Below are 14,599 nucleotides of genomic sequence, written 5' to 3' on the forward strand. Positions count from 1 at the left end.
GCCATGACCGAGCGCACCCTGGCCCTGATCAAGCCCGACGGCGTCCGCCGCGGCCTCACCGGCGAGATCGTGCGCCGCATCGAGGCCAAGGGCTACACCCTCGCGCGCCTCGAGCTGCGCGAGGCGACCCCCGAGCTGCTCGCCGAGCACTACGAGGAGCACCAGGGCAAGCCGTTCTACGAGCCCCTGGTCGAGTTCATGCTCTCCGGCCCGGTCGTGGCGATGGTCCTCGAGGGCGAGCGCTGCATCGAGGGCTTCCGCTCGCTGGCCGGCGCCACCGACCCGACCGCCGCCGCCCCCGGCACCATCCGCGGGGACCTGGGTCGCGACTGGGGCCTGAAGGTGCAGCAGAACCTCGTGCACGGCTCCGACGCCCCCGAGACCGCCGAGCGCGAGATCGGCATCTGGTTCCCCGAGCGCTGACCCGGCGCAGATCTCGCGCCCACCCGGCGCAGATCTCCCGCTCACCCGACCCGGCCCGACACTTCGGGCCGGGTCGACGCGATATATGGGCCGGGTCGACGCGATATATGGGCCGGGTGGGCGTTGTGACTGGTGTGGCGCGTGGTGCCCCGGCGTGGCGTCCGGGATCTGTGGTAGGTGCTCCTTAGGCTCGGGACCGGGTCGTACCGGGATCGTGCGCGCGGGACGGCCTACCTTCCCCGGTCAGCACTCGCGCACGAGGGACCACGAGGCGCACCCGCCATGGCGAACAGCTTCTTCGGCCGAGACATGGCCGTCGACCTCGGCACCGCCAACACGCTGGTCTACGCCCGCGGGCGCGGGGTGCTGCTCGACGAGCCCAGCGTGGTGGCGCTCAACTCGACCACCGGCGAGATCCTCGCGGTGGGCCACGAGGCGAAGCGGATGATCGGGCGCACCCCCGACAACATCACCGCCATCCGCCCGCTCAAGGACGGCGTCATCGCCGACTTCGAGGCCACCGAGCAGATGCTGCGCTACTTCATCCAGCAGGTGCACCGGCGCAGCGCCTTCGCCAAGCCCCGCATGGTCATCTGCGTGCCCAGCGGCATCACCGCCGTCGAGCAGCGCGCGGTCAAGGAGGCCGGCTACCAGGCCGGCGCCCGGCGCGTCTACATCGTCGAGGAGCCGATGGCCGCGGCGATCGGTGCCGGGCTGCCCGTGCACCAGGCCACCGGCAACATGGTCGTCGACGTCGGCGGCGGGACCACCGAGGTCGCGGTCATCAGCCTCGGCGGCATCGTGACCAGCCTGTCGATCCGCACCGCCGGCGACGACCTCGACGCCGCGATCGTGGCGTGGATGAAGAAGGAGTACTCCCTCATGCTCGGCGAGCGCACCGCCGAGGAGGTCAAGATGACTCTCGGCTCCGCGTTCCCGCTGCCCGACGAGCCCGAGGCCGAGATCCGCGGCCGCGACATGGTCTCGGGGCTGCCGCGCACCGTCGTGGTCTCCAGCGCAGAGGTGCGCCAGGCCCTCGAGGAGCCGCTGCACGCGATCGTCGACGCGGTGCGCACCACCCTCGACCAGACCCCGCCCGAGCTGGCCGGCGACATCATGGACCGCGGCATCGTGCTGACCGGCGGCGGCGCGCTGCTGCGCGGCCTCGACGAGCGGCTGCGCCACGAGACCGGCATGCCCGTGCACGTCGCCCCCGACCCGCTGAGCTCGGTGGCGCTGGGCGCCGGCAAGTGCGTCGAGGAGTTCGAGGCGCTGCAGCAGGTGCTCGTGACCGACCCGAGGCGCTACTGATGGCCCTGCTCGACCGCGTCTCCACCCCCCGTCGCGCCCCTGGTACGCCGCGCGGCGACCAGCCCGGCCGCCCGCGGCGCACCCGGTCGCTGATGGCGCGCCACGAGCGTCGCGAGCGCCGCTGGGGAGCCGGCCCGGGCGGTCCCGGCGCCGAGGCACCCCGCCCGTCGCGCTCGCTGCTGGTCGCGCTGCTGCTGGCCACCGCGAGCGTCACCACCCTCGACCTCGCCGCCGGCGACTCCTCGCCGCTCGACCCGGTGCGCGGCGTGCTCGCCGACACCCTCGGGCCCGCCCAGAGCGCGACCACCGCCGTGGTGCGCCCCTTCACCGCGGTCGGCGGCTGGTTCGAGAGCAACGGCTCGCTGCGCGAGGAGGTCGCCACCCTCGAGGCCGAGAACTCCGCGCTGCGCTCGGAGCTCAACACCTCCGCCTACGACCGCAACCGGCTCGCGGAGTACGACGGCCTGACCAGCGTCGCCTCCGACCTCGGCTACTCGCTGGTGCCCTCCCGCGTGGTCGGCGTCGGCCCGGCCCAGTCGTTCTCGAGCACCGTGACCATCGACGCCGGCACCGACGCCGGCGTGCAGCCCGACATGACCGTGGTCAACAACGACGGCCTCGTCGGCCGGGTGCTCAGCGCCGGGCGCTCCACCGCGACCGTGCTGCTGCTGGTCGACCCCGAGTCGACCGTCGGGGCCCGGGTGGGCGACTCGATGGAGATGGGCTTCCTCAGCGGCCGCGGCGTCATCGGCGACGAGGGCCGCCTCGACCTCGAGCTGGTCGACGACTCCTCGGTGCCCGCGCGCGCCGACAGCGTCGTGACCTGGGGCAGCGAGGGCGGCGCGCCGTACCTCGCCGGCATCCCCGTCGGCCGGGTCACCAAGGTCTACTCCTCGCTGCGCGAGACCGCCCAGCGCGCGGTCATCGACCCGTACGTCGACTTCGGCGCCCTCGACCTGGTCGGCGTGGTGGTGCCCACCGGCACCCGCAGCGACCGCGGCATCATCGGCGCCGACGGCGAGATCGAGGGAGGCGGCCGGTGAGCGCGCTGCGCGCGGTCGTCGCCGCCCTCGCGGTGAGCCTGGCGCTCGTGCTGCAGGTCTCGGTCTTCGGGCCGCTGGCCTGGGAGGGCGTGGTGCCCAACCTGTGCCTGCTGGTGGTCGTGGCCGGGGCGCTGACCCGCGGCCCGCAGTTCGCGATGGTGCTGGGCTTCGGGCCGGGCTGCTGCTCGACCTCGCGCCGCCGGCCGACCACGTCGCCGGCCGCTGGGCGCTCGCGCTGCTGCTGGTGGGCTACCTCGTGGGGCGGGTGCGGCCCGAGTCGCGTCCCACCGCCACCACCGTGGTGGCCACCGTGGCCGCCGCCTCGTTCGTCGGCACCTCGGTCTTCGCGCTCAGCGGCGTCGTGCTCTCCGACCCCGTCGTCGGGGTGGGGGAGACGCTGTCGGTGCTCGCGGTCTCGCTGGTCTGGGACGTGCTGCTGACCCCCTTCGTGCTGCCCCCGCTGATGGCGCTGTTCCGCCGCCTCGAACCCGTCCACGCCCTGTGAGCTGCTCTGTGAGGTCCTGCTGATGCGTGCTCCCACCCGCGGCGAGGAAGCCACCGGCACCCGCCGCTCGCGGCTGCGGATCGTGGTGATCCAGGCCCTCGTGCTCTCGCTCTTCGCGACCCTGCTGGTCCGGCTCTACTACCTGCAGGTCGTCACCGGCGAGGAGTACACCGCGCAGGCGGCCTCGCAGTCGGTGCGCGACATCGTGGTCCAGCCCCAGCGCGGCCTGATCGTCGACGACATGGGCCGTCCGCTGGTCACCAACCGCACCGCCTGGGTCGTCTCGGTCGACCGCACCCTGCTGGGCAGGATGGGCGGGCGCGACCGGCGCGAGGTGCTCAACCGCGTCGCCACGGTCACCGGCGAGGAGCGCGGCACCCTCGAGAAGCGCCTGGTCACCTGCGGTGACGAGGGCTCGGTCAGCGGCACCTGCTGGAACGGCTCGCCCTACCAGCCGGTCCCGGTGGCCACCGACGTCGAGCGCGGGGTCGCGCTCAAGATCCTCGAGCAGCCCGAGGACTACCCGGCCGTGCTCGCCGAGCAGCAGACCGTGCGGGCCTACCCGCGCCCCTACGGCGTCAACCTGGCCCACGTGCTGGGCTACCTGAGCCCGATCACCGAGGACGAGCTCGACCGGGCCGAGTCCGACGGCGACGCGAGCGTCAACGGCGCCTCCTCGGTCGGTCGCGCCGGCGTCGAGAAGCAGTACGACGCCTGGCTGCGCGGGATGCCCGGCTACCAGTCGGTGGCCGTCGACTCGATGGGCCGCGTGCTCGGCGAGGACAGCGAGACCGAGGCGCGCCCCGGCGACACCCTGGTCACCTCCATCGACGCCCGCGTGCAGGGCGTCGTCGAGGAGCAGCTCGCCGAGACCATCAAGACCGCCCGCGCCACCACCGACACCGTCACCGGGCGCCGGTACGCCGCCGACTCCGGCGCCGCGATCGTGCTCGAGGCCGACACCGGCCGGGTCGTGGCGATGGCCAGCCAGCCGACGTACGACCCGGAGGTCTGGGTCGGCGGGATCTCCGACAAGGAGCTGGCCACCCTCTACTCCGAGGCCGCCGGGACCCCGCTGCTCGGGCGCGCCACCCAGGGCCAGTTCGCGCCCGGCTCGACCTGGAAGCCGTTCATGACCGCCGGGGCGCTGAGCAACGGCTACGACACCGACCAGCTGCTCAACTGCTCCTCGGCGTTCCGGGTCGGCAACCGCGACTTCAAGAACTACGAGTCCGGCGCCTACGGCTACATCTCCTTCGCCAAGGCGCTCGAGGTCTCCTGCAACACCTTCTTCTACCGCATCGGCTACGACTACTGGCGCCGCCTGGGCTCCGACGTCGACGACGTCGACGCCCGCGACCCGCTGGTCGAGGCCGCCAAGGACTGGGGCTTCGGCGGCGAGACCGGCATCGACCTGCCCGGCGAGGCCTCGGGCCGCATCGCCGACCGGCAGTGGAAGCGCGACTACTACGAGTCGATGAAGGACTACTACTGCGGGATCTCGAAGAAGCCGCAGGACGCCGACACCTCCGACTTCGTCTACAAGTTCGCCCGCGAGTTCTGCATCGAGGGCTTCGCCTACCGCGCCGGTGACGCCGTCAACTTCGCCATCGGCCAGGGCGACACGATCGTCACCCCGCTGCAGCTCGCGCGGGCCTACGGCGCGATCGCCAACGGAGGCACCCTCTACGAGCCCCGCGTCGCCAAGGCGGTCGTGGACCCCGACGGCAAGGTGCTGCGCACCATCGACCCCGAGGTGCAGGGCACCGTCGACCTGCCGGAGAAGACCTTCGGCTACATCGACCAGGCGCTGGCCGGCGTGACCCGCCAGGGCACGATGTCGTGGCGGATGGTCGGCTTCCCGCTCGAGGAGGTGCCGATCCGCTCCAAGACCGGCTCGGCCGAGGTCTACGGCAAGCAGTCGACGTCGTGGGTGGCCTCCTACTCCGAGGACTACGTCGTGGTGATGATGGTCAGCCAGGGCGGCACCGGCTCGGGCACCTCCGGCCCGGCGATCCGCGCCATCTGGGAAGCGCTGTACGGCGTCGAGGGCGACCAGGTCCGACCCGCGCAGGCCGCCATCCCGGGCACCACCCCGCCCACCGAGCTGCCGACCTTCACCCGGGACGGCTCGGTGCTGCCGCCCGCCCGGTCGAGCAGCAGGAAGAAGGACCAGCGGTGAGCGCCGGCGTGCGGCTGCGGGCCGCCGGCGGCACCCGGCCCCGGTTCCGCTGGCGGGGCCTGGACTGGGTGCTGCTGGGCGCCGTGCTGGCGCTCGTGGTGGTCGGCACCCTGCTGGTGTGGTCGGCCACCTCGACGCGCGACGACCTGACCGGCGGCAACCCGCGGGCCTACCTCGAGAAGCAGCTGTTCAACATCTCGGTCGGGCTGCTGCTGATGGCCGCCGTGGTGGTCGCCGACCACCGGTGGGTCCGCGTGGCGGCACCGGTGGTCTACCTGGCCTCGCTGGTGGGGCTGGTGCTGGTGCTGGTGATGGGCTCGACGATCAACGGGTCGCGCTCCTGGCTGATGCTCGGCGGCATGTCGGTGCAGCCGGCCGAGTTCGCCAAGCTCGCGGTGATCATCGGCATGAGCCTGGTCCTCGCGCACCGCGCCGCCGGGCGCTGGCGCCCCAAGGTGGGCCTGGTCGAGGTGGTGCTGATGCTGCTGATCGCCGCCGTGCCCGCCGTCCTGATCCTGCTCCAGCCCGACCTCGGCACGATGCTCGTGCTCACCGCCACCGTCGTCGGCGTGCTCGCCGTCTCCGGGGCCCCGCGCCGCTGGCTGGCCCTGCTCGGCGCGGGTGGCGTGACCGCGGCCGTGGTCGCGGTCGCCGCCGGGGTGCTGAAGGACTACCAGGTCGACCGGTTCATGGCCTTCACCAACCCCGACCTCGACCCCCGCGGCGCCGGCTACAACGTCGAGCAGGCCCGGGTCGCCGTCGGCAACGGCGGCCTGTTCGGCCAGGGTCTCTTCAACGGCTCGCAGACCCGCTCCGGCTTCGTGCCCGAGCAGCACACCGACTTCGTCTTCACCGTGGCCGGCGAGGAGCTCGGCCTGGTCGGCGCCGGTCTCGTCGTGGTGCTCCTGGGCCTGGTGATCTGGCGCGCCCTGGCGATCGCCACCCGCACCGAGGACGTCTTCGGCCGGGTCGCGGCCGCCGGCATCGCCTGCTGGTTCGGCTTCCAGGCCTTCCAGAACATCGGGATGTGCCTGGGCATCATGCCCGTCACCGGCGTGCCGCTGCCGTTCGTGTCGTACGGCGGCTCATCGATGTTCGCGGGCCTGCTCGCCGTCGGTCTGCTGCAGAACATCCACCTGCGCGCCACCGAGCCCGCACCGCGGCGCTACTCCGCGCCGCGGGTGCTGGTCACGGCGCGCTAGGGCATGACCGAGAAGAACAGGAACGTCGCGAAGAGCACCAGGTGCAGCACGCCCTGCAGGGTCTTGGCCCGTCCGGGCGCGACCGTCAGGGTCGAGACCGCCACGGTGACCGCCAGCAGCACGATCTGCAGGCGCTCGAGGCCCAGCACCAGCTCGCCGTCGAGCCAGATCATCACCACCGCGATCGTCGGGATGGTCAGGCCCATCGCCGCCATGGCCGAGCCGTAGGCCAGGTTGAGGCTGTTCTGCACCCGGTCGCGCGTCGCGTTGCGCAGCGCGGAGATCGACTCGGGGGAGAGCACCAGCAGCGCGATCACCACACCGACCACGGTGTAGGGCAGGCCCAAGGAGGAGACGGCGTCCTCGATGGTGGGGGAGAGGATCTTGGCGAGGCCCACCACGGAGACCAGCGAGACCACCAGCAGGCCCAGGCTCAGCAGCGCCGCGCGGTCCGAGGGCGGGTCGGCGTGGCCGTCCTCGTCCTCGTCGAGCAGGCCGGTGACCCGGCCCTGGTCGTCGGAGGAGACCGGCAGGAAGAAGTCGCGGTGACGCACGGTCTGGGTCAGCACGAACGCGCCGTAGAGCACCAGCGAGGCCACCGAGACGAACGCCAGCTGCGAGGGGGAGTACGACAACCCCTCCGCGCTGACGGTGAAGCCCGGCAGCACCAGGCACACCACGGCCAGCACGACGACCGTCGAGAGCGCCGAGCCGGTGCCCGTGGCGTTGAAGCTGACCAGGTGGTGGCGCAGCGCGCCGACCAGCAGCGAGATGCCGACGATGCCGTTGAGGGTGATCATCAGCGCCGCGAAGACCGTGTCCCGGGCGTAGGTGCTGGCCCCGTCGCCGCCGCCGATCATCAGCATCACGATCAGGCCGACCTCGATGACGGTGACCGCGACGGCCAGGATCAGCGAGCCGAACGGCTCGCCCACGCGGTGCGCGACCACCTCGGCGTGGTGCACCGCGGCGACCACCGCCCCCACCAGGGCGAGCGCGACCGCGACCAGCACCGGCCAGGCGTCGTGGTTGGCCCAGGTGGCCGCCAGCAGCACGAGGGCCACCACCGGCACGATCGTGGTCCAGCTGACGGGGCCTCGCACCGCGGGGTCGCTCATGTGCGAAGCATAGGGAGACGACGAAATGGCCCGCTGCCCGGCGTCGCCGTACCCTGGACCCTTCCCCACCGTTCGCCGAACCACCGCTTGCGAGGTTGCTGCATGTCCGCGTCCACCGTCGAGACCACGCGCCAGGCCGGTCGCTCCGTCTTCGCCGACCTGGAGCCGCACCTGCCCAGCGTCTCGAAGCCCATCCAGTACGTCGGCGGCGAGCTCAACTCGACCGTCAAGGAGTGGGACTGCGCCCCCGAGGGCGAGACCGTGCGCTGGGCGCTGATGTACCCCGACGCCTACGAGGTGGGCCTGCCCAACCAGGGCGTGCAGATCCTCTACGAGGTGCTCAACGAGCGCGACTGGATCGTGGCCGAGCGCACCTACGCGGTGTGGCCCGACATGGAGGCGGTGCTGCGCGAGCACCGCATCCCGCAGTTCACCGTCGACGCGCACCGCCCCGTGGGCGACTTCGACGTGCTGGGCCTGAGCTTCTCCACCGAGCTGGGCTACACCAACATGCTCAACGCCCTCGACCTGGCCGGCATCGCGCTGCACGCCGTCGACCGCGGCGAGCACGACCCGGTCGTGCTGGCCGGCGGCCACGCCGCGTTCAACCCCGAGCCGATCGCCGACTTCGTCGACGCCGCCGTGCTGGGTGACGGCGAGGAGGTCGTGCTCGCGATCTCCGAGGTCGTGCGCGAGTGGAAGGCCGAGGGCCGCCCCGGCGGCCGCGACGAGCTGCTGCGCCGCCTGGCGGTGACCGGCAACGTCTACGTCCCGAAGTTCTACGACGTCGTGCACGCCGAGGACGGCTCGATCGAGGCCGTCGTGCCCAACAAGCCCGGCGTGCCGTTCCGGGTCAAGAAGCACACCCTGATGGACCTCGACGCCTGGCCCTACCCCGCCAAGCCGCTGGTGCCGCTGGCCGAGACCGTGCACGAGCGCTTCAGCGTCGAGATCTTCCGCGGCTGCACCCGCGGCTGCCGCTTCTGCCAGGCCGGGATGATCACCCGCCCGGTGCGCGAGCGCTCCATCGAGACCATCGGCGACATGGTCGAGAACGGCATCCGCAAGTCGGGCTTCGAGGAGGTCGGGCTGCTCTCGCTCTCCAGCGCCGACCACACCGAGATCGGCGACGTCGCCAAGGGTCTGGCCGACCGCTACGAGGGCTCGAACGTCTCGCTGTCGCTGCCCTCGACCCGCGTCGACGCCTTCAACATCACCCTGGCCAACGAGTTCTCCCGCAACGGGCGCCGCTCGGGGCTGACCTTCGCCCCCGAGGGCGGCTCGGAGCGGATGCGCAAGGTCATCAACAAGATGGTGACCGAGGAGGACCTGATCCGCACCGTGGCCGCTGCGTACTCGCACGGCTGGCGCCAGGTGAAGCTCTACTTCATGGTGGGCCTGCCCACCGAGACCGACGACGACGTGCTGCAGGTCGCCGAGCTGGCCAAAAAGGTCATCGCCAAGGGCCGCGAGGTCTCCGGGCGCAACGACATCCGCTGCACCGTCTCGATCGGCGGGTTCGTGCCCAAGCCGCACACCCCGTTCCAGTGGGCCGCCCAGCTCGACCACGAGACCACCGACGAGCGGCTGAAGAAGCTGCGCGACACGGTGCGCGAGGACAAGAAGTACGGCCGCGCGATCGGGTTCCGCTACCACGACGGCAAGCCCGGCATCATCGAGGGACTCCTCTCGCGCGGCGACCGTCGCGTCGGGCGGGTCATCGAGCAGGTCTGGCGCGACGGCGGCCGCTTCGACGGCTGGAGCGAGCACTTCTCCTACGACCGCTGGGTCGAGGCGGCGACCACCGCCCTGGCCGGCACCGGCGTCGACCTCGACTGGTACACCACCCGCGAGCGCACCATCGACGAGGTCCTGCCCTGGGACCACCTCGACTCGGGCCTCGACAAGGACTGGCTGTGGGCCGACTGGGAGGACGCCCTCGACCCCGACTCCGTCGACGTCGAGGACTGCCGCTGGACCCCTTGTTACGACTGCGGCGTGTGCCCCGAGATGGGCACCGAGATCCAGGTCGGCCCCACCGGCCAGAAGCTGCTGCCGCTCTCCGTGGTCTGACCCGGCGCGAACTTCGCGCCGACCCGGCGCATATCTCGCACCGACCCGGCGCGAACCGACCGCGAGGAGCGCTCAGTCGACCAGCAGCGGCTCGTCGAGCGGCGAGCCGTCGGCGTTGTAGAGGACGCAGGCGACCGTGTCGCCGGCGACGGGCTCGGCCGAGTCGGTGATGGTCAGCAGGTCGATGCCGGGGCCGACGAGCTCGACCAGGTCGGGGTCGTCGAGCACCAGGCTCTGGCAGATCTCGGCGACCGGCGAGTCGGCGTACGCCGCGGCCTGCTCGGCGTTCAGCGTCAGGGTGCCGACCACCTCGGCGTCGTGCTCGTCGGTGCAGTCCTCGATCGTGATGAAGCCGAAGCCCTCCTCCTCGACATCGGCGCCGACCAGGTTCTCGGCGCTGATGCAGTCCCCGACCGCCAGGTCGTTGACGTCCTTGAAGGTGTTGAGGCCGAAGACCACCGCCAGCCCGATGCCCACGACCGTCGCCAGCATCACCAGCGAGCTGATCACGATGCCCGCGATGGCCATCCCGCGGCCGTGGGCGCGTCCGTCCTTGCTGCGCCCCAGCACGATGACGCCCAGGACGATCGAGACGATGGCGGCCACGAACGGCACGCAGATCAGGAACGACAGCACCAGCGAGGTGATGGCGAGCGCCTTCGAGGGCGGGCCCTCCTGGCGCGGGTCCCCGCCGCCGGGGAACGGCTGGCCGTAGGGCTGGTGCGTCGGCGGGGGCGGGTAGCCCTGCGCGTACGGCGGCTGCGCGGGCGGCTCGCCGTACGGCGACGGGCCGGGCTGGCCGGGCTGGCCGGGGTGGCCGGGACCCTGCTCGGGCTCCTGCGGGCCCTCGGGCGGCGTGCTGCTCATGCGGGTGCGCTCCTTCGTGCGGCGTGCTGCTCCAGCTCGTCCTCGAGGAGCCGGGGGCCGGAGAGCCAGGTGGCCAGACCCAGCATGGGTACCACGAGCACGAGCAGCAGCGTCAGCGGGATCGTCCACTCGCCGGTCGCGTCGTAGAGCAGCCCGACCACGAACGGGCCCGCGGCGGCGAGCAGGTAGCCGGCGGATTGGGTGAACGCCGAGAGGGCCGCGGTGCCCTCGGCGGTGCGGGCGCGCAGCCCGATCAGGGTCAGGATCAGTGGGAACGTGCAGGCACCGATGCCGGCGAGCACCGCCCAGAGGACCGCCCCGGCCCCGGGGGCCACCAGCAGGCCGACGTAGGCGAGCGGGTAGCAGGAGATCACCGGCAGCAGCACCCGGCGCTGGTGGTGGGAGCGGGCCAGCAGCGGCGGCAGCAGCCACGACAGCGGGATGCTCACCCCGGCCAGCAGGCCCACGAGCGCGCCGGCTGCGGCGGGGGAGTAGCCGGCGTCGCGCCACAGCTGCGCGAACCAGCCGAACATCACGTAGGCGTGCAGCGACTGCACGCCGAAGAACGCCGCCATCGCCAGCCCGAGCCGGGTGCGCGCCACCTGCGCGACGGTGATCGGGCCGCCGGGCGTCGGCGCGACCCGGTCGTGGCGGGCCAGCAGCAGCCAGGGCAGCAGCGCCAGCCCGGCGAGCACCGCCCAGGCGCCCAGCCCGCCGCGCCAGCCGCCGAGGGCCTCGGAGAGGGGGACGGTCAGCAGCAGCGCAGAGGTCAGCCCGATGGCCAGGGCGGTGGAGTAGACGGCCGTCACGGCGCCGATCCGCTCGGGTGCGTGCCGCTTGACCAGGGAGGGCATCAGCACGTTGGCCATGGCCATGCCGGCCACCGCGAGCAGCGAGAGGGCCAGGAAGACCAGGCCCGAGCCCGTGACGGCGCGCCCCGCGAGCCCGACCACCACCGCGACGAGGGCCACCAGGGTCACCCGGTGCAGCCCGCCGCGGGCCGCGGCACCCGGCGCCAGCGCACCGAAGACCGCGAAGGCCAGCACGGGCAGCGTCGTGAGCAGCGAGGCCTCCGGCGCCGACAGCGACAACCCGTCGCGCACCTCCGCCAGCACCGGTCCCACGCTCACCGCGGCCGGGCGCAGGTTGAACGACAGCAGCACGAGACCGACCAGGAACAGCCACCCACCACGACGAGACACCCGTGGATCGTCGCACCCGGGGCCACACCCCACGGGCCCGCGTGTGTGCCCCGGGACCTCATGGCATGGACGCGCTCTCACAAATCTGGCTCCAGGCATTGACGGTGACCGCCGTCACCTGCCACTCTCATGCCCGCAACCAGGTGAGAGCGCTCCCACAAAGTGGAGCAGCCCACCGCACCCACCCCAGCATTGGAGCGATCGTGCGCCACGTCCCCAGCAAATCCACCGCGGCCCTCGCGGCCCTCGCCGTCCTCGGGGCCGGTGCCCTGAGCTCCTGCGGCTCCGACTCGGCGGCCGACTCCGACGGCACCGTCACCCTGTCGGTCGCCACCTTCAACGAGTTCGGCTACGAGGAGCTCTTCGAGGAGTACGAGGAGCTCAACCCGGGCATCGAGATCGAGCACCGCAAGGCCGGCACCGCGCCCGAGCACCAGGACAACCTCTACACGAAGCTCGCGGCGGGCTCGGGGCTCTCCGACATCGAGGCCATCGAGGTCGACTGGCTCGCCGCGCTGGTCGAGCAGTCCGACGCCTTCGTCGACCTCTCCGACCCCGAGGTGGAGGGCCGGTGGCTGGACTGGAAGAGCGAGGCGGCGACCACCCCCGACGGCAAGCTGATCGGCTACGGCACCGACATCGGCCCCGAGGCGGTCTGCTACCGCGCCGACCTGTTCGAGCAGGCCGGCCTGCCCAGCGACCGCGAGAAGGTGGCCGAGCTCTTCACCACCTGGGACGACTACTTCGAGACCGGCCGCGAGTTCGTGGGCGAGCAGCCCGGCACGGCCTGGTACGACGCCTCCGGCGGCATCGCGCAGGCGATGGTCCAGCAGATCGAGTACTCCTTCGAGGACGCCGAGAACAACGTGATCGCGGCCGACAACCCCGAGGTCAAGGAGGTGTTCGACACCGTCACCGGCCTCTCGGAGGAGGGGCTGTCCACGGGCCTGACCCAGTGGAGCGAGGACTGGACCGCGGCCTTCCAGAACGACGGCTTCGCCACCATGGCCTGCCCCGGCTGGATGCTCGGCGTCATCGAGGGCAACGCCTCCGGTGTCGAGGGCTGGGACATCGCCGACGTCTTCCCCGGTGGCGGCGGCAACTGGGGCGGCTCCTACCTGACCGTGCCGACCCAGTCCGAGCACCCCGAGGAGGCCACGGCGCTCGCGGCCTGGCTGACCGCCCCCGAGCAGCAGATCAAGGCCTTCGAGTCCAAGGGCACCTTCCCCAGCCAGACCGAGGCGCTCAGCGACCCGGTGCTGACCGGGTCGGTCAACGAGTTCTTCAACGACGCCCCGACCGGCGAGATCCTGGCCGAGCGCGCCGAGGCCGTGGAGTTCATCCAGCACAAGGGCCCGCGCTACGCCGACGTGAACACCGCCTTCCAGCAGGCCATCCAGCGCGTTGACGAGGGCAAGGAGTCGCCCGACGAGGCCTGGGACTCCTTCCTGGCCGACCTCGAGCGGATCCGCTGACCCGATGACGACGCTCCAGCGCGACAGCCGGACCGGGGGCCCCGTCCAGGGGCCCCCGGCCCGGGGGCGGGCCGGCTCCCGGCTCCTCTCGGCGGAGAGACGCTCCCGGTGGGACGTGAAGTTCTCGCCCTACCTCTACATCTCGCCGTTCTTCGTCCTCTTCGCGGTGGTGGGCGTCTTCCCGCTGCTCTACACCGCCTACGTCTCGGTCCACGACTGGGACCTGCTGGGTGGCCAGGGCGCCTTCGTGGGGCTCGACAACTTCGCCCGGGTGCTCGAGGACCGCTACTTCTGGAACGCCCTGCGCAACACCCTGAGCATCTTCCTGCTCTCCTCGGTCCCGCAGATCCTGATCGCGATCTGGCTCGCGTTCCTGCTCGACACCCACCTGCGGGCCCGGACCTTCTGGCGGATGAGCATCCTGGTGCCGTTCGTGGTCGCGCCCGTGGCCGTCTCGCTCATCTTCGGCAACCTCTTCGGTGACCGCTACGGCCTGGTCAACGAGATCCTGCAGGTGGTGGGCCTGGACGCGGTGCGCTGGCACGTCGACACGCTGCCCAGCCACCTGGCGATCGCCACGATGGTCAACTGGCGCTGGACCGGCTACAACGCCCTGATCTTCCTCGCGGCCATGCAGGCGATCCCGCGCGACGTCTACGAGGCGGCCGACATCGACGGCGCCTCGAAGTTCCGCCAGTTCCTGCACATCACGGTGCCGATGCTGCGCCCGACGATCATCTTCATCGTCATCACCTCCACCATCGGAGGCCTGCAGATCTTCGCCGAGCCACGGCTCTTCGACAACGCCGGGCTGGGCGGCTCCGACCGGCAGTACCAGACCGTGACCATGTACCTGTGGGAGCTCGGCTGGCGGGTGCGCGACCTCGGCACGGCCGCCTCGGTCGCCTGGCTGCTGTTCCTGATCATCATCGTCTTCGCGCTGGTGAACCTCGTGCTCACCCTACGCATCGCGACCAGCGGAGGTCCCCGATGACCCGTCGTCCCGGCATGCTCACCTACGCCCTGCTGATCGCCTTCGTGCTCGGCTCGTCGTTCCCGCTCTACTGGTCCTTCCTGGTCGGCTCGCACGACGCCGACGTGATGAACCAGCGGCTGCCCCCGCTGCTGCCCGGCGGCAACTTCCTCGAGAACGCCTCGCGGGTCTTCGAGACCGTGGAGTTCTGGAAGGCGCTGCTCA

The 14,599-nt window shown here is 71.9% G+C and carries 12 protein-coding genes; 9 read left to right on the forward strand and 3 right to left on the reverse strand.

Annotated elements, in window-relative coordinates:
• Positions 1–3: 3 nt before the first annotated feature.
• The 6 genes from ndk to rodA all read left to right on the forward strand — a co-directional run bounded on the left by ndk (position 4) and on the right by rodA (position 6,666).
• Positions 4–423 carry a nucleoside-diphosphate kinase gene (gene ndk, locus H0S66_RS13490; protein ID WP_179615839.1) on the forward strand — a complete coding sequence of 140 codons (420 nt, stop codon included), beginning with the start codon at positions 4–6 and terminating at the stop codon, positions 421–423.
• Between the two features lie 282 nt (positions 424–705).
• On the forward strand, positions 706–1,734 hold the full coding sequence (locus tag H0S66_RS13495; RefSeq protein WP_179615840.1) for a rod shape-determining protein: 1,029 nt from the start codon (positions 706–708) through the stop codon (positions 1,732–1,734).
• Positions 1,734–2,777: a rod shape-determining protein MreC gene (mreC, locus tag H0S66_RS13500; RefSeq protein WP_246305148.1), complete on the forward strand. Its 1,044-nt coding sequence runs from the start codon at positions 1,734–1,736 to the stop codon at positions 2,775–2,777. Before H0S66_RS13495 ends, mreC begins: the two co-directional genes overlap by 1 nt.
• A gap of 103 nt (positions 2,778–2,880) precedes the next feature.
• Complete coding sequence (locus tag H0S66_RS13505) at positions 2,881–3,282, forward strand: hypothetical protein (RefSeq protein WP_258016909.1); 402 nt, start codon at positions 2,881–2,883, stop codon at positions 3,280–3,282.
• A gap of 22 nt (positions 3,283–3,304) precedes the next feature.
• On the forward strand, positions 3,305–5,464 hold the full coding sequence (gene mrdA, locus H0S66_RS13510) for a penicillin-binding protein 2 (protein ID WP_179615842.1): 2,160 nt from the start codon (positions 3,305–3,307) through the stop codon (positions 5,462–5,464).
• Positions 5,461–6,666, forward strand: a complete 1,206-nt coding sequence (gene rodA, locus H0S66_RS13515; RefSeq protein ID WP_179615843.1) for a rod shape-determining protein RodA — start codon at positions 5,461–5,463, stop codon at positions 6,664–6,666. The genes mrdA and rodA overlap by 4 nt, the downstream gene beginning before the upstream one ends.
• On the opposite strand, the gene H0S66_RS13520 is transcribed toward rodA, so the two are convergent.
• The gene (locus H0S66_RS13520) at positions 6,663–7,784 is read right to left on the reverse strand and encodes a calcium:cation antiporter (RefSeq protein WP_179615844.1); all 1,122 of its coding nucleotides are present in this window, start codon (positions 7,782–7,784) and stop codon (positions 6,663–6,665) included. The two genes, rodA and H0S66_RS13520, sit on opposite strands and share 4 nt — an antisense overlap.
• Positions 7,785–7,886: 102 nt before the next feature.
• On the opposite strand from H0S66_RS13520, the gene H0S66_RS13525 reads away from it, so the two are divergent.
• A complete protein-coding gene (locus H0S66_RS13525; protein ID WP_179615845.1) occupies positions 7,887–9,857 on the forward strand; it encodes a TIGR03960 family B12-binding radical SAM protein in 1,971 nt (656 codons plus the stop codon).
• Between the two features lie 72 nt (positions 9,858–9,929).
• Here H0S66_RS13525 and H0S66_RS13530 read toward each other — a convergent pair whose 3' ends face one another.
• Entirely contained in the window at positions 9,930–10,724 is a 795-nt protein-coding gene (locus H0S66_RS13530; RefSeq protein WP_179615846.1) for a DUF4190 domain-containing protein, read from the reverse strand.
• Entirely contained in the window at positions 10,721–11,926 is a 1,206-nt protein-coding gene (locus H0S66_RS13535) for an MFS transporter (RefSeq protein ID WP_258016910.1), read from the reverse strand. The genes H0S66_RS13530 and H0S66_RS13535 overlap by 4 nt, the downstream gene beginning before the upstream one ends.
• Before the next feature lie 203 nt (positions 11,927–12,129).
• Here H0S66_RS13535 and H0S66_RS13540 point away from each other — a divergent pair, with 203 nt between their 5' ends.
• The gene (locus H0S66_RS13540; protein ID WP_218876326.1) at positions 12,130–13,401 is read left to right on the forward strand and encodes an ABC transporter substrate-binding protein; all 1,272 of its coding nucleotides are present in this window, start codon (positions 12,130–12,132) and stop codon (positions 13,399–13,401) included.
• A gap of 4 nt (positions 13,402–13,405) precedes the next feature.
• Positions 13,406–14,395 carry a carbohydrate ABC transporter permease gene (locus H0S66_RS13545; RefSeq protein WP_179615848.1) on the forward strand — a complete coding sequence of 330 codons (990 nt, stop codon included), beginning with the start codon at positions 13,406–13,408 and terminating at the stop codon, positions 14,393–14,395.
• Positions 14,396–14,599: the final 204 nt, after the last annotated feature.

The sequence above is a fragment of the Nocardioides marinisabuli genome (assembly GCF_013466785.1).
Lineage (GTDB): Bacteria > Actinomycetota > Actinomycetes > Propionibacteriales > Nocardioidaceae > Nocardioides > Nocardioides marinisabuli.